At 45.1% G+C, this 21145-nt stretch carries 20 protein-coding genes; 4 read left to right on the forward strand and 16 right to left on the reverse strand.

Features of this window, described 5'->3' with window-relative positions; all coding sequences use genetic code 11:
* The first annotated feature begins 282 nt into the window (after window positions 1–282).
* A complete protein-coding gene (locus tag CIK95_RS12160) occupies window positions 283–531 on the forward strand; it encodes a hypothetical protein (RefSeq protein ID WP_094388261.1) in 249 nt (82 codons plus the stop codon).
* 62 nt (window positions 532–593) lie between these two features.
* Here CIK95_RS12160 and CIK95_RS12165 read toward each other — a convergent pair whose 3' ends face one another.
* From CIK95_RS12165 to uvrB, 11 genes are all read right to left on the reverse strand, one after another.
* A complete protein-coding gene (locus CIK95_RS12165; RefSeq protein WP_094388260.1) occupies window positions 594–3803 on the reverse strand; it encodes a carboxypeptidase regulatory-like domain-containing protein in 3210 nt (1069 codons plus the stop codon).
* A gap of 105 nt (window positions 3804–3908) precedes the next feature.
* The gene (locus tag CIK95_RS12170; RefSeq protein ID WP_094467130.1) at window positions 3909–5129 is read right to left on the reverse strand and encodes a hypothetical protein; all 1221 of its coding nucleotides are present in this window, start codon (window positions 5127–5129) and stop codon (window positions 3909–3911) included.
* Window positions 5130–5149: 20 nt separating this feature from the next.
* On the reverse strand, window positions 5150–5794 hold the full coding sequence (locus CIK95_RS12175) for an ATP-binding cassette domain-containing protein (RefSeq protein WP_094467166.1): 645 nt from the start codon (window positions 5792–5794) through the stop codon (window positions 5150–5152).
* On the reverse strand, window positions 5794–7023 hold the full coding sequence (locus CIK95_RS12180; RefSeq protein ID WP_094467131.1) for a DUF4836 family protein: 1230 nt from the start codon (window positions 7021–7023) through the stop codon (window positions 5794–5796). Before CIK95_RS12180 ends, CIK95_RS12175 begins: the two co-directional genes overlap by 1 nt.
* Window positions 7024–7044: 21 nt before the next feature.
* Window positions 7045–7767: a 16S rRNA (uracil(1498)-N(3))-methyltransferase gene (locus CIK95_RS12185; protein ID WP_094467132.1), complete on the reverse strand. Its 723-nt coding sequence runs from the start codon at window positions 7765–7767 to the stop codon at window positions 7045–7047.
* A 6-nt stretch (window positions 7768–7773) separates the two neighbouring features.
* Window positions 7774–8199, reverse strand: coding sequence for a hypothetical protein (locus CIK95_RS12190; RefSeq protein WP_144007834.1), 426 nt, complete (start codon window positions 8197–8199; stop codon window positions 7774–7776).
* 116 nt (window positions 8200–8315) lie between these two features.
* Window positions 8316–9560, reverse strand: a complete 1245-nt coding sequence (locus CIK95_RS12195) for an MFS transporter (RefSeq protein ID WP_094467134.1) — start codon at window positions 9558–9560, stop codon at window positions 8316–8318.
* A gap of 164 nt (window positions 9561–9724) precedes the next feature.
* Window positions 9725–10360: an HD domain-containing protein gene (locus CIK95_RS12200; RefSeq protein WP_094467135.1), complete on the reverse strand. Its 636-nt coding sequence runs from the start codon at window positions 10358–10360 to the stop codon at window positions 9725–9727.
* A 121-nt stretch (window positions 10361–10481) separates the two neighbouring features.
* Window positions 10482–12812, reverse strand: a complete 2331-nt coding sequence (locus CIK95_RS12205) for a putative porin (RefSeq protein ID WP_094467136.1) — start codon at window positions 12810–12812, stop codon at window positions 10482–10484.
* A gap of 234 nt (window positions 12813–13046) precedes the next feature.
* The gene (locus CIK95_RS12215; protein ID WP_094467137.1) at window positions 13047–14120 is read right to left on the reverse strand and encodes a DUF4468 domain-containing protein; all 1074 of its coding nucleotides are present in this window, start codon (window positions 14118–14120) and stop codon (window positions 13047–13049) included.
* Window positions 14121–14305: 185 nt separating this feature from the next.
* The gene (uvrB, locus tag CIK95_RS12220; protein ID WP_094467138.1) at window positions 14306–16330 is read right to left on the reverse strand and encodes an excinuclease ABC subunit UvrB; all 2025 of its coding nucleotides are present in this window, start codon (window positions 16328–16330) and stop codon (window positions 14306–14308) included.
* Between the two features lie 125 nt (window positions 16331–16455).
* On the opposite strand from uvrB, the gene CIK95_RS12225 reads away from it, so the two are divergent.
* From CIK95_RS12225 to CIK95_RS12235, 3 genes are read left to right on the forward strand one after another with little or no spacing between them, the layout of a single operon-like run.
* Window positions 16456–17316, forward strand: a complete 861-nt coding sequence (locus CIK95_RS12225; protein WP_094386220.1) for an outer membrane protein assembly factor BamD — start codon at window positions 16456–16458, stop codon at window positions 17314–17316.
* A gap of 36 nt (window positions 17317–17352) precedes the next feature.
* Window positions 17353–17685, forward strand: a complete 333-nt coding sequence (locus CIK95_RS12230; protein WP_022311114.1) for a DNA-directed RNA polymerase subunit omega — start codon at window positions 17353–17355, stop codon at window positions 17683–17685.
* A complete protein-coding gene (locus tag CIK95_RS12235) occupies window positions 17685–18134 on the forward strand; it encodes a DUF4293 domain-containing protein (RefSeq protein ID WP_022311115.1) in 450 nt (149 codons plus the stop codon). The genes CIK95_RS12230 and CIK95_RS12235 overlap by 1 nt, the downstream gene beginning before the upstream one ends.
* A gap of 597 nt (window positions 18135–18731) precedes the next feature.
* Here the strand turns inward: CIK95_RS12235 and CIK95_RS12240 are convergent.
* From CIK95_RS12240 to tsaD, 5 genes are all read right to left on the reverse strand, one after another.
* Window positions 18732–18890, reverse strand: a complete 159-nt coding sequence (locus CIK95_RS12240) for a DUF4295 domain-containing protein (RefSeq protein WP_022311116.1) — start codon at window positions 18888–18890, stop codon at window positions 18732–18734.
* Window positions 18891–18905: 15 nt separating this feature from the next.
* Window positions 18906–19094 (reverse strand): 50S ribosomal protein L33, encoded by a 189-nt coding sequence (rpmG, locus tag CIK95_RS12245; RefSeq protein WP_004370497.1) that lies wholly within the window; start codon window positions 19092–19094, stop codon window positions 18906–18908.
* A gap of 24 nt (window positions 19095–19118) precedes the next feature.
* Window positions 19119–19397: a 50S ribosomal protein L28 gene (gene rpmB / locus CIK95_RS12250; protein WP_094386223.1), complete on the reverse strand. Its 279-nt coding sequence runs from the start codon at window positions 19395–19397 to the stop codon at window positions 19119–19121.
* 160 nt (window positions 19398–19557) lie between these two features.
* Window positions 19558–20085, reverse strand: coding sequence for a CinA family protein (locus CIK95_RS12255; RefSeq protein ID WP_094467139.1), 528 nt, complete (start codon window positions 20083–20085; stop codon window positions 19558–19560).
* Between the two features lie 33 nt (window positions 20086–20118).
* Window positions 20119–21144, reverse strand: a complete 1026-nt coding sequence (tsaD, locus tag CIK95_RS12260; protein WP_094386134.1) for a tRNA (adenosine(37)-N6)-threonylcarbamoyltransferase complex transferase subunit TsaD — start codon at window positions 21142–21144, stop codon at window positions 20119–20121.
* Window position 21145 lies beyond the last annotated feature (1 nt).

Raw genomic sequence — 21145 nt, forward strand, 5'->3', positions numbered from 1 at the left:
CAATGTTCTAAGGACAGAATAATCTCTTTCGATTCTTTATATATAGCCCATGTCTGATGGCATGGGAAGAGAATTCATGTATCTCTCTTAACATGCAACTAATCGCTATCTTATCCCGAATTGGGGTAAAGATATATATTAATTCTTCATGCAAAATTACTATATTTGAAGATAACAACAAAACAAAAAACTAATTAATATTCAAACGTATCAACTAAAATGCTAAATAGTGGACGGCGCAAGACCGACTTCGCTTGCTTTTCCGCTGCCACCGGACTGGATATGGCTATAGCCGACACCATGCAAACCTGCAAGCCAATGACCGTAAAGACATCAAAGTATGCCGTGGACAGTTATAAAGTAAACGCAAAGCATGAAATCAGGAAATCAAGGTTAGCATCACATGTTGCGCGATTGGCAACAACAATTTCAAACCCTGAAAACAAGATTATTGCCATCGAGGCATTATTGTCACGAGAAGCGAAGAAGATAGGGGCAAAGCGCGACGCTTATTCGACAATGAAAGAATAAAATAAGCCTTTCAGGAAACTGGCTCCCGAAAGGCTTATTTATAATGAAGTTAGTCTTATGCGTTAGAATGTGTACTTCAGACCAAGCTGACCACGCCAACGGCTGTAGTAAGACTGAGGATACTTGATGACATAGTCTGGAGTGCTGAGGAACTGGAACTTGCCACCATCGTAGGTCAGAGGAGAAATCAACTCGTTAGAATAAGTTGTTCCGTAGGTACGGCCCCAATCCTTGTTGAGGAGGTTGCCCACATTGAGGATGTCAAGAGACAACTCGAGAGAGTGTACCTGCTTGCCCACCTTCACGCTCATCTTCTCAGCTACGTGGAAGTCGAAGTGGTTCTCGAAAGGCAGGTTGTCTGCGTTGCGCTTGAAGTATTCGCCACGATGATCCTTGAGATAAGGAGTCTTGGCCAACCATGCCTTCAGGTTCTGACGCTGCAGTTCCTCGGTATAGTTGCCCTGAGCCTTGAAGGGCATCAGGTCGATCTGCTCGTCAGTAGGAATGAACATCAGGTCATTGCCACGACCGTTGTCGCCATTGAGGTCACCACTATACAGCATAGAATAAGGTGAACCGCTTCTGCCCTGGTAGATAACACCGATAGTAGTGGTGAAGTTCTTATTGTTGGCAATGTGGAAACGGTAGAAAGCAGATGCCTTGATCATGTGGGGCAGATTGTAGGCACTGTAACCCAACTCAGGAGCATTGGAGAAACGATATGTAGAGGTGTTGTTCCAGTTGCTGGCAGCCTGAGAAGAAGTGGCAGGACAAAGGCTCTTAGACTGTGTGAAGGTGTAAGAAGCAGCAAGGTCAAGACCGAAGTCGAAGCTCTTTTCTGCCTTCAGTGAGAGGCTGTAAGAATAACCCTTGTTGCTGTTCTTAAGAGCATAGATATTAGAGAAAGGCAGACCCTTGGTCACGCGCTCGTACATAGGACGATTGTCCCAATACATACCTGTCACGTCGCCGAATGTCTTGCCGGTCTCAGCATAAGCAATGTTCTGATAATATACATCGTTCAGTGTCTTGCTGTAGATTGCCTCCGCAGTCCAGTCGATGCCAAGAGCCTTGAAATCTACACCGAGGTTGGCACGAAGGTTCTGGGCAAACTTGAAGTCCTTGTCAAAGACGTTGATGGTCTGGTTACCGCTGCTGGCGTTGAGCAGCTGACCGTTCTCAGCCTGCTTGTTGGGGTCCAGAATCAACGTAATCTTATCGTTGCGCTTTACATTGTAAGAAGACATCTGGATACCGGTATTGGAGAAGCTGTTGCTCAGCCATACGAAAGGTACACGACCGGTGAAGATACCCACACCACCACGTACGATGAGCTTGTGCTTGTTGTCCTTATCCCAACGGAAGCCTACGCGGGGGCTCCACATAGGTGTAGAGTTGAGCTTGTTATTGGTTCTGTATCCATAGCCGTTCTGGGCAGCCCACGCGTTGAATGGAGCATTCTCAGAAGGAGTATCAAAGAACAAGGGGAGGTCCATACGCAGACCATAGGTAAGCTGCAGAGAGTTTGAGATATCCCACTTGTCCTGGATGTAGAAACCTAACTGGGCAGAACCGAACTTGGCTCTCCAACGGGCATTGCCTGTAACGTCTACATTGGCCTGCTGGAAGTAATACTGGTTGATATATTTACCGATACCGGGAGTGCCAGCCTTGAAACCTTCATAATAGCTGAAGAAATCATCGGGATTCTGGAAATAATATGAGCCAAAGAGATTTGGGATAAAGAGGTTTGAGAAGCTATACACCTCATTGTGTGTACCCATAGTGATGGTATGGTTGCCCTTATACCATGTCAGGTTGTCCTCGAAGGTAAATACGTCCTGGTCAAGACCATTGGCCATTGAGTTGTACTCATTACCGATGTTTACAGAACCATTGTTATTACCTACCTTTGAAATCTGGATGGCTGGGAATGGAGTACCAGAAGTACGGGCATCACGAACCATTACATAAGAAGCACGAAGCTCATTGCTCAACACAGGGCTGAGACGAGACTGGAGCTCGGCCATGATGGTATTGGTATTGGACTTGTACTCATAGATGTGGTCGCCAGTGTTCAGAGTAGCGATACCGCCACCACCCTTCATAGAACGGGCGTTAACATAGCTCCAGCGAACAGACAACTTATTGAAGTCGTTGATGTTCCAGTCCAACTTGACACTTGCCTTGTTGCTCCAAGTGCGCATATCGGGGTTGGCATAAATACCATTGTAGTCATAACCCTGTCGTTGTGCCATATCCTTGACAGCGTCAAGAATCTTCACAGCCAGGTCGGCATCTACCTTAGAGCCACCGGTACCCAGTCCATAGTCATTAGGATATGACTTGTCTGAGCTCTCGAAGTTAGCGAAGAAGAACAGCTTGTCCTTGATAATGGGACCGCCCAAAGTGAAACCGAACAATGACTCGCTCTCTTTAGAATAAGGTGCAGCGTAAGTTCCATCATGGTTCAGAAAGTGACGACCTACGAGCTTTTCGTTGTTGCCGTAGATGTAGGCACTACCATGGAAGGTGTTGGTACCACTCTTAGTAATGGCATTGATAGCGCCACCGGTGAAACCGCTCTGACGAACGTCAAAGGGAGCGATGTTGATCTGAATCTGCTCAATGCTTTCCATCGAAACAGGCTGAGTGTTGGCCTGGCCGCCGTTACTACCATTGTAGGTAAGACCGAAAGCGTCGTTGTTCATTACACCGTCAATCTGGAAAGCATTGTAACGGGTATTTGTACCGGCAAAAGACATAGAACCCACCTGCTCATTTGAATTGATTTGGGGATTAAGGCGCGCAATGTCGGCGATGCTGTGGGTAATGGTAGGCATATTGGCTATCTGTGTAGCATTGATGCTCTGTGCCGCACCTGTCTTGGTGGCATTAAGACCTGCCTTGCCAGCAACGACAACCTCGTCGAGCATCTTGGCATCTTCTTCCAACGAACAAGAAAGGTTCTGTGATTCACCCAACAACAAGCTAACCTTGTTGAAAGTCTTGGTCTGATGGCCGATATAAGATATCTCTACCTTATAGGGTCCGCCAGGACGCATACCCGGAATGTTAAATCTTCCGTGAACATTAGTAACGGCACGATACACGGTACCAGATGGCTGGTGGGTTGCGGTAACTGAAGCACCGATAACCTCATCACCCTGAGAGGTAACCTTACCATTAATACCTGAAGTCGTAATTTGTGCCATAATCGATGTTGTAAAGGCCAACATCATTAAAGCAATAATGGTTAAACGTCTCAACATATTATAAAAGTTAAGTTAAAATACTACTCAGCGTAGTAACTATTGTTAATATTTGGTGCAAATATAGGTATTTTTTTTTAATTAATCATAAAGAGCGCGTTAAAATTATGATACAACGCCGTTATTTCGCCTTTTACTATACCAGATCTGTTGGATACGGTTATGAATGACGATAAAATTGAGCATTGAAAGCAGCAAAACGACACCTACACCTAATGCAATCATGAGCATCGGTGACGACTTGTCCAACGAGGGTGACAATGCCAACAAATAATCATAATAATACCCCCTCAATATGAACACTGCACAGATGGAAACGAGAAGTATGCCGACATTGAGCACCAGGGTAAGCATCTGATAGGGCCATGCCACGGAGCGCGTGGTATATCCTATCAACAGCAGGTTCTCCAGCTTGTCCTCATTCTTCTGGACGAGCAAGAAGATGCTCAACAAGAGGATGTAGAAGCTCAATGCAGAGATGAGAGCGCCGACAACCATAACGAGAGCTACAACCAACTTGAGAAAATATGCAGTCTTCTCATTGTTCATCTGATCGCTGTCGACCTCATAGCCGTGGTCTTCGAGATATGAGGTAACCTCCTTGCTGGCAGGATTGTCAAAATGGACAAGAATACGTGATGGCTGGGAGTGGGATTGAGAACTGAAGTTGCGGTTAGTCCAATCCATAAACGACTGAGGCACAAGTATGGAACTGATCTTATTAGAGAAACCAATCAGTTTGCCCGTGAACACCTCTTTCTTGCCATCTCCCTGAACAAAGAGAGAGATGTCGACCATACCAAGAACGCCATCGGAGAGCGTAGGCAGCGAATGGGACTTGGCAAAGCCGAAATTATACATTGTTATATATGACCTCGGCAGAAGTACGGGCACTACCCTATCGCCCTCAGCATAATTCCACTGACTCTTGTCGATATCAACAAATTCGTCGGGTACGCTTTCGAAATATACTTCGGAATTGAAAATTGTGTTGCCTTCAATCGACATGGTCGCATTGGCATGATACTCGTTGGATGAAAACACGCCCAAAGATTCTACAAACGGCTGGCTTCGCAGGTCTTCGACGTCATCTGGAGAAAAGAGATTGGTCTGGCCAGAAACGACACTTGACGAGCGGACGGCCTTGGTCAATACCACCTGGTCATCGTTCATGAAACTGTCTTCGCCTGTGAAACAGGGAAGCACATCAATATAGAACTGGAATCCCAAAAGAATGATGGTCAAGCCAACGAGATTGGCAAAGAAGAATCCCAACAGTTGGCTTTTACTTATATGTTTGCTCAGTAACTTCCAAATCAAATTCATTTTCAGCAATCTTTAGAAATCTACAAACAGAATACCTTGTCATAATCCAAATCCATGTGCTTGCCAATACTGGTAACGATGACGCCAGCCCCCTGGCGGTGTGCTTCCTCCATCATGAGCGATGCCATAACCGCAGCATTTTCGTCGTCAAGATGGCTGATGGGTTCGTCGGCGACAAGGAAATCAAACGGTTGGGCCAAGGCTCGCATAAGAGCCACACGCTGCTGTTGCCCAAAGGACATATTGGCAATAGGGGTATCCAACTTGTCTGATATGCCTAACATCTCGAACCACTGGTTTACCTGAGAGGCCGTAACATGATGGGTAAGAGAGTTTTTAATCATCACATTGTCATGGGCAGACAATTCGGGAAACAACCGGAGTTCCTGAAACAAATGGCTAATGCCGGAACGGCGCACATCAACCCACTGCTGCATACTGAAGGTGGTCGTGGGTGTATCGTCAAACAGCAATTCGCCGGTATAATCCTGGCGATAACCGATAAGATAACTGCAGAAGGTGCTCTTGCCTCTGCCACTATGGGCTTCCACCAAATAAGTCTTGCCCTTTTCCAAGGTCACATCCTGGTTCCACACATCGGATTTCAGCTCAGCACAACTGGAAAAGACATGAGGAACGACGCTTTTTAACCGAATCTGTTTCATCATTTTACTGTTAAAACCATCAACTGTCTGTTGCCCAATGCCGTGTGGACACTCTGAAGCAATGGCAGCGGTGCTACGCGCTGCAATTCGGCAAGGTTCACGAGCATAGCAGCCCTTTTCCCCTTTATCACTGCATCCCATTTCCCGTGTTGTGCAACATCCTTATATGGAATGCCCAAGAAGAAAGTTCCATCTTCGGCTACGCCGATAGGCTTCTCGCTCATATCAGCAGGTACAAACTGATGCCAGTCGGCTGTCAGCCGTGAGACAAGCAGATGAAGTTGGCTGGAATGAGTAGGAACACTGACCAGCATCTCTCCCGAAGATGTGTCAAATATCTTCCCGTAATTGATATCAGAACCAACGTTCAAGGCGGAGAAGAGTTTGTCAAAATCGTTTTTCCCCTGGGTAAGCTCCGTCATCGTTGTCTTGCTGTTCAAGAGGATTGACACAAAGTTATGCTCGTCTATATATGACGCATATTTGCCACGAAGAATATCCATCTGGCGGAGCTGGTAATCTCTGATGGTCTCATCATCCTTGTGGTTCTTTGCAAATATGGTTCCATCGACCTGAACATAATCGCTGCCGACAGAAATGCCTGCACGATAATACAGTTGGTTGGCATCCATATCCTTGGGCGCACAAAGCATAAGTGACGAGCGCATCAGTTCGGGAAGGGAAGTCATGGCAGCAACCATAGCCATAGGCTCCTGAATGGAGTCGAGCTGATGAACCAAGTCGGAGGCACGCAAACCTTTGTCAGCATCCTGCTTGAGACAGCTGGCCATTTTAACCATAAGATTGCGCTGCTCGCTCGCAGTGACGGGACCCATCACAAGCAGAGACTTGGCATTGAAACCCACTACCCAGGAATTGCCCAAAACGGAGAATGTACATTCGCGGAAATCGGTGAGTTTGAAACCGTTTTTGCCCATAAGCTCCTTGAGGTTGTCCTCATCGGACACACAGCAACAAAGGCCATAAAAACCTTCGGGAGACTCAAAGGCATAAACCTTTTGGGCAAGGTCTATGCCGCGGGTAGTCATATTGTGGATATGGAAAAGAGAACGCATAAAGACATTGCTATCCATACCCTTGTATTTCATCAAATCAACGGATACCACCAAGGGACTTTTCTTGGGAACGGCATCCATATAATCATCGCTGTCTGAACACGAAACAATCAACGTGCTCAGCAAAATAAATAAAAATGCGAGCTTCTTCATTGTTATATATTAATAAGGTGTCTATTTCCTAAGAGACAACAGAGCCATGGTTACGGCCATGAGACCAGCCGTTTCGGTGCGTAAGCGGAAGTCTCCAAGGGATATAGACTGATAACCGTTGGCGATGGCGGCGCGAACCTCATCGATAGAGAAATCGCCTTCGGGGCCAACAAGAACCGTACAGTCTTCAGCCGCCTCGTCGGCTGTAAGCAGGGTAAACAAATCGAGTCGTGGCACCTCATTATAGCAATGCGCTATAAACTTGCGGCCGGTTCGTGGTTGCTGGATAAAGGTGTTGAAGTCAGCCATTTCGTGTACGACTGGCTTGAATGGCTTTCGGCTCTGCTTCATGGCCGAAACGACTATCTTGTCCAAACGCGCGGTGTTGACAACTTTGCGTTCGGAAAAAGCGCACTTGAGTAGGGAAAGTTCGTCAAAACCAATCTCGGTGGCCTTCTCGGCCATCCACTCGATACGTTCCATCATCTTGGTTGGGGCAATGGCCAAATGGATGTTTCCGAGCCAAGCCTTGCCGGGATGCAGCGTCTCGACAATCTCATAAAAGCAATGCTTGGACGAAGTCATAGTGACCTTGGCTCTGTAAATGCCACCATCTCCATCCATGAGAAACATCTCGTCACCTGAAGCCAATCTTAACACACGCAAGGCATGTACTGCCTCATCGGCAGGCAGTTCGTTCTGAACAGACGCCTGGGGTACATAAAAATACCGTGCTTCTTTCATAATTTCTTATTTTTTTCTGTTATCCATCTCTTGTTTGATGGCCATCGCCATCCTGTAATCTTCGTCCTTGACTGCCCGACGAAGTGCATTCTCCAACAACTCGTAACTGAGCACATTGAGTGGCAAAGACATCTTCTCGGTGTCGGGATTGTAATCCACGCCCTGTATGTCAAACAGCTGCGGGCTTATGTATATAGGCAAATCGGCTACGGCTGCCAATGTGATGGCAGCCGTAGGTTCCAACTTGTATGCAATTGATTTATCGACATCTTGTAATTCCATTCTGTATTTGCCACGGCTCACATCGGTAACATGCACCTCGTAGGGCGTGCCGGTGTGGTCTCTGATAATGGTCCATAAGACGGATATCAACGCATCTACAGACGTATGTCGCTTCTTGAAGAAACCCTCCAAATCATAAAGTCTATCCATATTGCAAGGCATGCTAAGATGCTTTGTCTGGTCGGCGTCAGTGAGGACAATCAACCCTATATTGCCGAATTGTCTCAACTGCGTCACTCCCTTTATGTATAGGCGGGTTTTGTCCATTATGCCTTAACTCCTGTTTTACGTGGTCTGAACATAAAGGCGAATGCCACACCAACTACCAGAGCGTAAGCTGCAAAGATGTACCAGCAGGTGGCCCACTGGGTGACGCCATTGGAGTCTGTATAGGCAGTGACTACAGCCTGGGCAGCGAAAGAGCCGAGGGTTGCACCGATACCATTGGTCATAAGCATAAACACGCCCTGCGCACTTGAACGAATCTTTGAATCGGTATTGTCGTTGACAAACAACGAACCAGAGATATTGAAAAAGTCAAAAGCCACACCGTAAACAATCATCGAAAGGATGAACATCCAGACACCCGCACCTGGATTGCCGGCGCCGAGAAGGGCGAAACGGGCTACCCAAGCAAACATGGCAATAAGCATAACGTTCTTGATGCCATAACGCTTCATGAAGAATGGAATCATCAAGATGCAAAGGGTCTCGCTAATCTGGGACAAAGAGTAGAGAATGACGGGATACTTCACGCCAAAGGTACCGGCATATTCGGGCAGCGACTTGAAGCTCTCGATAAATGGGGTGGCAAAGCCGTTGGTAATCTGCAGACTGACGCCCAAGAGCATGGAGAAAACAAAGAAGATAGCCATGCGCTTCTGCTTGAAAAGAGCAAAGGCACGCAATCCGAAAGCGTCTACCAGACTTTGCTTGTTGTCATCATCACTCAGCGGACAGGTAGGCATGCTGAAGGTATAAAGGAAGAGAATCAGACTGAAAGCACCAGACACAAAGAACTGTTCGTATGTACTCTTGAAGCCCATGATGTCGACAAACCACATGGCAACGATAAAGCCTACGGTTCCGAAGACACGAATAGGCGGGAACTCCTTGACGGTGTCCATGCCCTTGAGCTCAAGACAATAATAGGCAACGGAATTGGTGAGCGCCAAGGTGGGCATATAGAAGCCAACGCTCAATGAATAGAATGTAAAGAGAATGGCAAAACTTGCCCCTTCACCATTAACCATACCATACCATCCTGCAGCAAACATAAAGAGGGCTGCCAGAAGATGACAAATACCCAAAAGGCGTTGTGCCGGAATCCAACGGTCAGCAATAATTCCCATCAAAGCGGGCATGAAAATAGAAACGATACCCTGCATGGCATAAAAGGCGCCAATATGTCCGGCCATGCCAATATTACCGAGGTAGATTCCCATACAGGTGAGGTATGAACCCCACACCGCGAACTCCAAGAAGTTCATCAAAGATAAACGCACTTTCATCGATCTTAAATTTTTAGTTTAATACAAAGGTAATGTAAACCATAGATAATACAAAATAATTGTCTGTTTTTTTGCTTTCGCTATTCGCTTTTTAAGTAGATGTAGCAGCATGTAGAAGAATGTGGATGTCCGTTGTGCCGGGCGTATCTACTCCCAAGAACGGTTTAGGTTTTGGACACTTCCTGCTGATAAATCATGTCAAACCACTCACGGAGCATGGACTTGCTTTCAATGATGGTCTGAATCTGCTTCAACTTGTTTCGATTGGGAGAATTGGGTATCCACAGCTTAATATATCCGTTGACGGAATACTTTTCGGTCATATGCAAGACAAAACGCTCCCATTGTTGCTCTGGGGTGATATCGGGATATTTCTCAAGTCCAAACTGTATTGCCCGCCTGAAGACCACCTCGGTATCAAGGTCGCGGTCGGCTTCGGCGACAATCTTGCCATAAATGGAGCGAGGCTGGCGACTGGCTGACGCGCGGTGGTCCTCCACTGCCTCCTTCATGATAACAATACGTTCTGGACTGAACCACTTTTTGAGCCGCGCATCACTGGCGAGTATTTTACCGCCAGTTAAATGATGTATGGCACGAGGCCCATTCATGCCTAAATCATGGTAAGCGGCAACCACATAAGCCATATCTATATCAGCACCGGTGAACCGAGCCAGTTCCATACTGTTTTTGATAACACGCATAACGTGGCTCAAGCCATGGCTTTTGCCGAAATCAGCATAACGCGGGAGAATATGATTCTCTACATATTCCATGATGTCGAGGTTCAACTGCTGCATGATGGTTACAAAATAGATTGTTTATTGGTTGATAGATACGATATCAAACCCACTATCGAGGTGCAAGTTTGATATCGTATCTGGTGTGACAATACCTATGCTAACTACTGGACTTATATGGTTAATTATAGAAATTCCAACTAAGTCCAAATCTCAAGATGCTGTCATTGAGAGGATAATGAGGGGCAAGAAAATACATCTTATTGCCACTACCGGCATTGACATGACTCATCATCACAAAGAAGCGCGTCTGCTTAAGATGGAAGTTGGCATAGACATTGAGGATGGGATAATTGCCGACCTCAACACGATTGGGCCCTTCCTGAACAGCATACTGGCCCAGACCAGGAGCATAGTCAGGTGCGTAGTACTTGGTAAAATATCTTACGTCAGCGCCGAAGTCGCACTTCAGGACTTTAGCGATTTTGAAGCGAAGATAGAGATTGGAGTATACATTAAGCTGAGGAACGGGCAATACATCTTCGGCACTCGACTTCTGATAAGTAAGGACATTCTCCCAGTTGAAGGGACCGAACTTGAAGTCCTGATACAACTGAAGGGTAAGCAAACTTATGGCATCACCGCTCTGACGCACATGAACATCATTGTTCAAACGGTTATAATTTTCCCCTATCTGATAACTCAATCCGAAGTATGTGTAATTGGAAATCTCGTCGAAGGCAACACGCAGTTTGGTTTTGGTCTTTTCCCAACTGAGCATACCCTGAATGCGAGAATGGATGACCTTGGACAAGCCATCATTATCCCATAAATAATGACGGCTATGGTAATGGCGATAATAGAATGAAGGTGTGTTGCGATGGAAGAAGCCATTAGCCTGAAGAGTCACAGTATCTCCAAAGAGGTTGAAGTTCAAATCAGCCGAAGCATCCACCTTCAGATTTCCGGCATCCTCTCCTGTCATACCAAATTCAGCCAATGCACAATAATGCAATGTCCTACCCTGGAATTTACTCAACTGTCCACCTATATATATATTGTTCTCACTCCAAGAAGAGGTTCCAACTTTTTCAGGCAGGACATAACGGCGCATTTCGTGGGCGGCAAACAACTTCACGCCTGCCTTGGCCCACTTGTTGAAACCCTCAAGTAGCGACAGGGCGAAGGTATTACGCAATGCAAGATGGCGAGTCTTGTCGTAGATGGAATCTCCTGTATACTTTTCATCCATCTCATAATCATTGGCATAATAAGACTCGGGGGTCTCATAGGCTTGATAAATACGGCTGTAATTGTTAAGCTCAACTGTATGGATGAAACTGGTCACTGGAACATACTCTTTCTTGGTCCACAAAGTATCTTCAGCCAACTGTTGCTGCGCTGCGAGCAGGCTGTCTGCCTGAGCTTTACTTGTAATCTGAAGCCGCTCTTGGGTTTGGGTCTTCAGCGTATCTGTCGGCTCGTTGCCTGCAATGCGGGCATTGTCAGGACGACCGGCAAACTTCTGCCCTTGCTTACGGTTTTTATCAAACTCCTCTTCATCAAAGTCTTCGTCGTCGCGCTCAGCCTTCTCACGGGCTTCACGTGCCTCCTGGTCTTTCTTGGCTGCCATGGCAAACTTCTTGGCCGCAATCTCATCTTCCGTCATTTTGACGGTACGATGGAAGCCAAGGCTGTAACGATGGGTAAAGAACAGATGCTGATTGTCATTACGGTTCCAATTTCGATTGAGCACCGTAGGAATATCTGGTGTGGCGAAGCTCTCGGGGAACAACTCAGGGTGAACGATGTAGTCGTCATTGGTGATACCACCATTTTCGGTCACTTTCTGGTGATTGGTCGACATCAGAAGATGCGCCTGATATTGGTCGCCAAGATAAGAACCATACATCGTATAGTTGAAATGTGACGTACTTTGGCTGGAATAATAACCACGGCCATAAATATAATCAAAATTGAAGCCGAAACCAAGGCGCTTACCAGCATTGACACCAAACTTAGCCGTAAAATGGTCCTCGCCTGTAAGTCGGTCACCACAGGTATTGAAGGTCAGGTTGGTAAACGGCGATAAGGTATTGGTGAAATGAAAATTGCTCACATCCGTGACGAAGAAATCGTATGGATTGGTAAAGATGAAGTTACCATCCAGACTGCGGTCAATGAATATGCGGTTGATACGCGGTGCTCCAAGATTGCCGGTAGTATTGAACTCGCCTCTCAATCCTGTAGTAAAAATACTGTTCATAAACATATGAGACAGCGTATCGGGCGTAGTATGGACAATATCACCAAAACGCTTGTCAACCGTCCATACTTTTATACCCTTAGGAATTTCCTTATCAGAGCCAAGGCTATCGGGATTGACCTTACGCGGGTTGGAATTATCCAACATTACATCACGATTAATCTGATCAAATTGATTATTATCTATTTGCGCAGACAGTGATATGCTGACTGCGCAAAAAAGAGCTAAAACGAGCTTTTTCTTCATCTCTTAGCGAATAAGTCTGAGACTACATTCAACGAACTTAAATACACAAGCTGCCAGTATTACATAAATGCCGACATTGTGACTTGACAAAAAGTAGATTGCTACACCAACAATCGCAATAACCATAAAAAGGATATTCAGCACGTTACGTATCTTGAAAAGTCGCAACTGGCGTTTAGTCTTCAAATGGTTATTGTGATCGATATTATCATTAATGATCATAAATGTATCGGATTAATTAAACAGGTTGACAAATCCGTTGAAGATTTCATCCTTGCGATCAATCGTTTTGATTCTGAATTTGCCATAAGGACGCACGACCTTTGTCTGCTTCTTGTTAAGTGCGTATTTATCGGCTATGATGTTATGGGCCGATTCGGTAAATCCTGTCGAGCGGTTGGGCTCATAGGTGTAAGAGATTCGCTCCAATCTCACATTAAGATGGGCGTCGGCACAATTTACAATCAATGTATAAGAAAACTCCGCCTTGTCACTCATCAATATGGTATTGGCAAACACCAACCACTCATACATCTTTGCGGCAATGGAGTGAGTGTTTGTATTGACAATAGCTATCTTGCTGCGCAACTGGGAATCATCTTTCTGATTCTCGTCTACGGTAAGATTGTTGACATATTCGAAAGCCTTATCATAGATTTCACTCGCGGTCTGACCAGGAACATCGAGGTTTAATTCAAAAACGACCTTGCCATCCACCAATGGCACCGCGCCCGCAAGATATTTCACCTCAGTATTTACATCGACTTCGGGCTTGACTTCCTGACGAACCGTTGGAGTAGGAGCAGAGATCGCCGACCATCCATTGACACTGCCATACTGAGCAGGCTTTTCCTGCTTGGGTGCGGGAGTCACACTTTCCTTCTTTACAGTTTTAGTCTGGTCAGATGTTACCACCACTTTCTGCTGTGGAGCTGAAGAAGATGACTCTGCATTCATCTTCTTGGCTTCGGCATTCAGTTTCTCAGCTTCTTCATTGAGCCGAGCCGCCTCTTCCTGAGCCTTTTTTATCTGAGCTTGAATCGCTGCTTGCTTCTCAGCTATCTCCTTTTCTTTGCGTTTTTTCTCTGCATCGGCCTTGGCCTTTTCTGCATCAGCCTTGGCCTTGGCTTGCTCAGCTGCCTGCTTGGCTTTTTGAGCATTGGCTTTAGCTGCCTCTACTGCCTTTTGGGCTTCTTCAAGTTGCTTTTGAGCCTGTTCCAACTGCTGTTCAGGCGTCAAGGGCTTAACATTCTGCGCAGAGCACAGCAAGGGGAAAAGAGCGATAATCGCAATCAGTATTTTCTTCATAATCTTAAGATTTACATATTTTTGTATGACAAAAGTACAAAAAAGATATGTTTCCGTGAAACAAATGTATGTATTTAACTATATTTTTTACATCTTCATCATTGAAAGGACAGTATGGGGAACATCTTTCGATGACAGTAAAAGCCCACATGACGCTTTTTGACAGTTCTATACCTACAGCTATTTCATTTTTCTTCCAATTCCTTCTGCAAGCGGATGACCTCGTCACGATACTGGGCGGCTTGAATGAAATCAAGCTGTTCTGCAGCCTCTTTCATAAGTGAAGTTGTGCGTTCTATACATTTTTCCAACTGCTCCTTGGTCATCTTTATGATAATTGGGTCCGCCGCAAATGCTGGCTCTTCCGATTCCACGTATGGTTTGTAGGTGATTGTCGGCCGCGTTGTCTGAGCCTTTTCCTTGGACAATGTCTGCTTGATTTCTTTCTTTATCTGTTGTGGTTTAATATTATGGTCCTCATTATATTTCATCTGTATAGAGCGCCGTCTTGAAGTTTCATCTATCGTGCGCTGCATACTCTCGGTGATATGGTCAGCATACATTATCACTTTGCCATTGACATTACGAGCGGCACGCCCTGCCGTCTGGGTAAGGGAGCGGTGGCTACGCAGAAATCCCTCCTTGTCGGCATCAAGTATGGCAACAAGTGAGACTTCTGGCAAATCCAGACCTTCACGCAGCAGATTGACGCCAACAAGCACGTCATAGACACCGGCACGCAAGTCGTTCATGATCTGCACACGATCGAGAGTAGCTACGTCGCTATGAATGTAGTTGGCACGCACATCATGATTCAGAAGATATTCGGTAAGTTCTTCTGCCATACGCTTGGTAAGGGTAGTGATGAGTACACGCTCATGACGACTGGTGCGCGTAAGGATTTCATCCAACAGGTCGTCTATCTGGTTCTCACTCGGCCGGACCTCAATTTCAGGGTCCAACAGCCCCGTGGGACGTATTATCTGCTCGACCACAACACCCTCCGACTCCATGAGTTCATAATCAGCAGGGGTAGCAGAGACATAAATGACCTGGTTGGTCATCTCTTGGAACTCCTCAAAACGCAACGGACGATTGTCGAAAGCTGCAGGAAGGCGGAAGCCATATTCAACCAGATTTTGTTTGCGCGCTCTGTCGCCTCCATACATTGCATTGATTTGAGGAACTGTCACATGACTTTCATCGATAACCATCAGATAGTCTGAAGGAAAGAAGTCAAGCAAGCAATAAGGTTTGTCGCCAGGTTGACGACCATCAAAATAGCGGGAATAGTTCTCAATTCCACTGCAATGACCCAGTTCCTTGATCATTTCCATATCATACTCGACACGTTCTTTGATACGCTGCGCTTTGATATCATCTCCAATTTGGGTGAAGAAATCAATCTGTTTGACCAAATCGTCCTGAATAGCCCTTACAGCGCCATCCACCTGCTCTTTGGATGTAACGAATATATTGGCTGGATATATCTGATAATCATCAAAGTCAGCCAGCCGATGAAGGTCTACACTGTCGAGTTCTTCGATGCTGTCAATTTCATCTCCCCACCAACTGATGCGAAGTATATTGTCACTATAGGCAATAGCCACATCAACCGTATCACCCTTTACCCTAAAGGAACCTCGCGCCAAATCAACATCATTTCTAATATATAGTGCATCCACCAACTGCCGCAAAAAGACATTGCGGTCCTTAACCTCGCCGCGCTTCACCGAAACAATGCTGTTGGTCATGGAAGCAGGTCCGCCCATACCATAGATACACGACACGGAAGACACCACCACTACGTCGCGCCTTCCTGAGAGCAATGCACTAACTGCACTCAGCCGAAGTTTGTCAATGTTTTCGTTGATAGCCAAGTCTTTCTCGATATAAGTATCAGTGGAGGGAAGATAGGCTTCGGGCTGATAATAATCATAATAAGAGACATAATATTCAACGGCATTATGAGGAAAGAAACCCTTCATCTCTTGATACAATTGAGCTGCAAGAGTCTTGTTATGGCTTAATATCAGGGTCGGCTTGTTCACATTCTTGATAACATTGGCTATCGTAAAGGTCTTTCCCGATCCCGTCACACCCAATAAAACCTGGGCTTTGTCACCGCGGTCTATACCTTCAGTAAGTTGCTCTATCGCATGGGGCTGATCGCCCGTGGGAGCATAATCTGATACCAAATCATAATTCATAATTGCAAAATTAAATAAAAAATGTCACCACTATCTCTAATAATAGAGTTTTTTTCCTAAAAATTGTATTTTTTACTTTGCCCATAGAGGAAATAATTGTAATTTTGCATGACAATTTTTTGATTATGAACAAAATACATTTTGCTGCTATAATCGCAGCACTCCTTTTTACAGGATGCGCTAACGAATTCAACAAGGTCTACACGACCAACAATGTTCCATATAAGTACGAATATGCCAAAGAATGCTTTGCTAAAGGCAAGTGGACACGCACTACAACTTTGCTGACCGACTTGATAGTAGTACTCAAGGGAACTGAGAATGCGCAAGAAAGCCTTTATATGCTTGCGATGGCCCAATACAACAGTAAAGACTATGAAGGAGCGGCTGCCACTTTCAAGCGTTATTACTCGTCATACCCCAAAGGTGATTTTGCAGAGAATGCCGAGTTTTATATAGGTCAAAGCCTATACGAAAGCACACCTGAACCACGACTCGACCAGTCGGCAACAGTTTCAGCTATATCTTCTTTCCAGGAATACCTCGACCTTTATCCAGACGCCAAGCACAAAGCCAGCGCCCAGCAGCGCCTCTTTGAATTGCAGGACAAATTGGTTCGCAAAGAATTGTATAACGCCCAGCTTTATTATGACCTCGGTCCATATTTCGGAAATTGCGGTCCTGGTGAGAACAACTACGAGGCTTGCATTATTACGGCGCAAAACGCACTAAAAGATTATCCCTATAGCAAGCTCAGAGAAGAATTTGCCACTTTGCTCATGAAAAGCAAATATGAGTTGGCTCAGCAGAGCGTGGCATCAAAGCAACTTGAGCGTTATCAAGATGCAGAAGACGAATGCTATGGTTTCATCAATGAATACCCAGATTCAAAAGAGCGTGCCACTGCGGAGAAATACATTGCAAAGTGCAAGGAATACATCAAGGCACATATCAACGACGAAAACATCCCAACGTTCGACAGATAAAAAACAATGACTTATTAATATTTTTAATAATTAGAAATGGATTACAAGAAATCAAAAGCCCCGGTTAACACCGTAACTCGCAACATTATGGATCTTTGCGAAGAGACTGGCAACATCTACGAGAGCGTTGCTATCATCTCAAAGCGTTCAAATCAGATTGCTGCAGAAATCAAACAAGATTTGAATAAAAAGCTTCAAGAATTTGCTTCATATACAGACACACTGGAAGAGGTGTTTGAAAACAGAGAGCAGATAGAAATATCACGCTACTATGAAAAATTACCCAAGCCGACACTTCTCGCCACACAAGAGTTTGTTGACGGCAATATCTACTGGCGTGATCCATCACAAGAAAAGGAAGACGAATAATGCTACAACGCAAACAAACATTATTTCTGCTTCTCGCCATTATTGTCTCCGTCATCTGCTCTACCTTTCCCCTTGGCACTATCGAGCCCCAAGGTATGGGAACAGAAATGAGTATATATTCATTATTCGTAAAAGGAGATAATATCAGCTACTGTTCATGGCCCTTGTTCGCCATTATGCTATGCACATATCCCGTGGCAATTATGGCTATCGCCATGTACAAGACACGCAAGAAGCAGGCTAAGATGTGTATGGTTGCTGTGATCATTAATATAATATGGTATGCCTATTATGCTATGTCCATCCTAACCACATTCAGCAAAATGGGCACATTCCATATCAACATCACTGCGCTGCTTCCCGCTCTCGCTATAGGTTGCTACCTTTTGGCAAGAAAAGGAATTTTGGATGACGAAAGGCTTGTGCGTTCGGCAGACAGAATAAGATAAAAGACGATTTGAAATATAACCCAATCAAGGAGATTAAGTCACATTATTCTCCTTTTTTATTGCCACTAAGCGACAGCTAAATAGCCGATAAATTGATTAACCACACTCTTGCTACGACTCACAACGACACATACCAATAAACACAACTATGCCACAGAGCTGTCTTGAGCCACATTGCAAGCCCGTATCAAATGACACGTAGGCACGCATCAAACATCACGTAGACACGTATCAAACACTACGTGAGCATGTCACAAAAGACAAGAAGGCAACTAACAACCAGCGCGCCTCCAAAAGTACCTATAATAACGACAACAACAGTCGGTATAAGAGGAAACATACACAATCTACCTCCGGATAGCATGTTTGCTCATGAATGGTCTACAACATCTTCAATCATTAGCATATTCATAAAGCCTTCACTCTATAACCCAACAATCAACGAAAAAACGGATTAGCAACCCCAAACCGACCAACTATATTCACCACGCATAACAAGAATACGCTAACAATCCGTCTGAAACTTAGGGACAAAAAAAGAGCTGTAAGCAACTTGTCTTACAGCTCTATCCATATTGTTATCGTAATTATCCGATATTAGTCCTTGAAGTAAGCTTTAACATCCTCATTAGGAACCATGCGCTCATCAAAAACGTAAGCACCAGTCTTGGGGCTCTTAACCATCTTGATTACCTTGGTATATGCACGTCCGTCAGTTGAACCTTCGTGCAAGGTAGCTACCGCTTTTTTTGCCATTGCTTAAATCTCCTATTACTTAATCTCCTTATGAAGAGTCATCTTCTTCAGGATGGGATTATACTTCTTCAACTCAAGGCGCTCAGGAGTATTCTTACGGTTCTTGGTAGTCACGTAACGGCTTGTTCCTGGCAGACCACTGTTCTTCATCTCGGTGCATTCGAGAATGACTTGAACTCTGTTACCTTTAGCTTTCTTTGCCATTTGTTATATCTCCTAACCTTAAAATTAATCTACATTGTTACCCTCGGCGATTACCTTGATATCTTTCCAGTCGCAGTAACCATTCTGTACAGCCATCTTAAGAGCGGCGTCAAGTCCAACCTTATTGATAAGGCGCAGACCAGCGGCACTAATCTTCAGGCTAATCCAGCAATTCTCCTCTACATAGAAGAACTTCTTGCTGAAAAGGTTAACGTCAAAGCTGCGCTTTGTGCGATGCTTTGAGTGAGACACATTGCAACCTAACTGTGCCTTCTTACCTGTGATTTGACAAATCTTAGACATTTCTATCCTTAATTTTTGATTCTTAATTAGATACTTATTCCAAACAGGGTGCAAAATTACAATTTTTTTCGGAATAAACAAAATAAATCCCTAAACTTTTTCAAAATTAAGGTTTTTTATTGTTTTTGCATCCACGATGGTGATACTCATAGACATGGGCTTACTTTACCTCTTCGGCATCCGCATCATCAACGATGGGGTTCTTCTCCTTATAATAGTCGAGGAAAAGACGCAAAGCAATATTGGTTGCCTTGGCTATATTAATGTCACGACCATTATCCTCTTCTATCTTGAGCGTACGCACATCGTCTTTAGAACCATATCCAATCCAAATTGTACCTACAGGTATCTGTGAAGTGCCGCCACCAGGACCAGCGATACCAGTAGCAGCGATAGCATAATCACACTCCAAGGAATCGCAAGCCCCTTTGACCATAGCTTCTGCCACTCCTTGACACACAGCTGTCTGTTCTTCTATCAATTTGGAATCGACATGAAGCAGACGTTCCTTGACGTCATTGCTGTATGAAACGATACCACCTTTGAAATAATTACTGGCACCAGGTACCGCTATAATCACTTGGGCAATACGACCACCTGTACAACTCTCGGCGGTTCCCAGTGTCTTTCCTCCAGCATAGAGATACTGCAGTATTTCCTTGCTGAGTATTTTGCTTTCTAATTCCACTATATATTATATTTATGGGTTGATAATCAATACTTACTCAAACGTCACTTTACTGAAAGCCGGCAGAGATATATCGGCAAAATCATGGTCACGATATTTGAAGGTGCCGACACAGGCAATCATAGCAGCATTGTCGGTGGTATAACTGAACCGAGGAATATAGATGGTCCAACCAAAACGACGGGCATGTTCCTCAAAAGCATTGCGAAGACCGGTATTGGCAGAAACGCCGCCAGCAACAGCCACATGGGTTATGCCTGTCTGCCGTACAGCCTTGCGCAGTTTGATCATCAGTATATCTACGATTGTAGCTTCGAGACTGGCGGCAATATCCTCTTTATGATTTTCCACAAAGTCGGGCTCATCTTCTATCCATTTACGCAGATTATATAAGAACGATGTTTTCAGACCTGAGAAACTATAGTCCAGCCCAGGGATATGAGGTTCGGAGAACTGATATGCCTTGGGATTGCCTTGGCGTGCGAGACGGTCGATTATAGGCCCTCCAGGATAACCCAGACCCATAACCTTTGAGCATTTGTCTATGGCCTCTCCAGCAGCATCATCGATAGTTTGCCCCAATACCTCCATATCATTGTAGGCACGGACAAGTACAATCTGAGAGTTACCACCTGACACCAACAGACAAAGGAATGGCAGCGGCGGACAGGAGGTATCATCATCGCTCTCCTTGATAAAATGAGCCATAACATGTCCCTGAAGATGGTTGACATCTATCAGAGGTATATCCAAAGCACGTGACAATCCCTTTGCGAAGTTGACACCTACCAACAATGACCCCATCAATCCTGGGCCACGGGTAAACGCGATGGCTGACAGTTGTTCCTTGGTAATACCAGCACGGTGAAGAGCTTGGTCCACAACCGGGACTATATTCTGTTGATGGGCACGCGAAGCCAACTCAGGAACCACGCCTCCATAAGCTCGATGCACCTCTTGCGAAGCGGTGACATTGCTCAGCAACACTCCGTTGCGCAACACAGCTGCCGAGGTATCATCACACGAAGACTCTATACCTAATATATATATATCGCTCATA

It is taken from the genome of Prevotella sp. P5-108, assembly GCF_002251385.1.
In the GTDB taxonomy this organism is placed as follows: Bacteria; Bacteroidota; Bacteroidia; order Bacteroidales; family Bacteroidaceae; genus Prevotella.

Bases quoted from the DNA above. Each gene is read 5' to 3' on its own strand.
- rpmB (WP_094386223.1), bottom strand. From the start codon at position 19,397: ATGTCTAAGATTTGTCAAATCACAGGTAAGAAGGCACAGTTAGGTTGC.
- CIK95_RS12160 (WP_094388261.1), top strand. From the start codon at position 283: ATGGCTATAGCCGACACCATGCAAACCTGCAAGCCAATGACCGTAAAG.
- CIK95_RS12230 (WP_022311114.1), top strand. From the start codon at position 17,353: ATGGATTACAAGAAATCAAAAGCCCCGGTTAACACCGTAACTCGCAAC.
- CIK95_RS12180 (WP_094467131.1), bottom strand. From the start codon at position 7,023: ATGAAGAAGCTCGCATTTTTATTTATTTTGCTGAGCACGTTGATTGTT.
- CIK95_RS12185 (WP_094467132.1), bottom strand. From the start codon at position 7,767: ATGAAAGAAGCACGGTATTTTTATGTACCCCAGGCGTCTGTTCAGAAC.
- CIK95_RS12205 (WP_094467136.1), bottom strand. From the start codon at position 12,812: ATGAAGAAAAAGCTCGTTTTAGCTCTTTTTTGCGCAGTCAGCATATCA.
- CIK95_RS12225 (WP_094386220.1), top strand. From the start codon at position 16,456: ATGAACAAAATACATTTTGCTGCTATAATCGCAGCACTCCTTTTTACA.
- CIK95_RS12240 (WP_022311116.1), bottom strand. From the start codon at position 18,890: ATGGCAAAAAAAGCGGTAGCTACCTTGCACGAAGGTTCAACTGACGGA.
- CIK95_RS12215 (WP_094467137.1), bottom strand. From the start codon at position 14,120: ATGAAGAAAATACTGATTGCGATTATCGCTCTTTTCCCCTTGCTGTGC.
- tsaD (WP_094386134.1), bottom strand. From the start codon at position 21,144: ATGAGCGATATATATATATTAGGTATAGAGTCTTCGTGTGATGATACC.
- CIK95_RS12170 (WP_094467130.1), bottom strand. From the start codon at position 5,129: ATGAATTTGATTTGGAAGTTACTGAGCAAACATATAAGTAAAAGCCAA.
- rpmG (WP_004370497.1), bottom strand. From the start codon at position 19,094: ATGGCAAAGAAAGCTAAAGGTAACAGAGTTCAAGTCATTCTCGAATGC.
- CIK95_RS12175 (WP_094467166.1), bottom strand. From the start codon at position 5,794: ATGAAACAGATTCGGTTAAAAAGCGTCGTTCCTCATGTCTTTTCCAGT.
- uvrB (WP_094467138.1), bottom strand. From the start codon at position 16,330: ATGAATTATGATTTGGTATCAGATTATGCTCCCACGGGCGATCAGCCC.
- CIK95_RS12165 (WP_094388260.1), bottom strand. From the start codon at position 3,803: ATGTTGAGACGTTTAACCATTATTGCTTTAATGATGTTGGCCTTTACA.
- CIK95_RS12195 (WP_094467134.1), bottom strand. From the start codon at position 9,560: ATGAAAGTGCGTTTATCTTTGATGAACTTCTTGGAGTTCGCGGTGTGG.
- CIK95_RS12200 (WP_094467135.1), bottom strand. From the start codon at position 10,360: ATGCAGCAGTTGAACCTCGACATCATGGAATATGTAGAGAATCATATT.
- CIK95_RS12235 (WP_022311115.1), top strand. From the start codon at position 17,685: ATGCTACAACGCAAACAAACATTATTTCTGCTTCTCGCCATTATTGTC.
- CIK95_RS12190 (WP_144007834.1), bottom strand. From the start codon at position 8,199: ATGGATAGACTTTATGATTTGGAGGGTTTCTTCAAGAAGCGACATACG.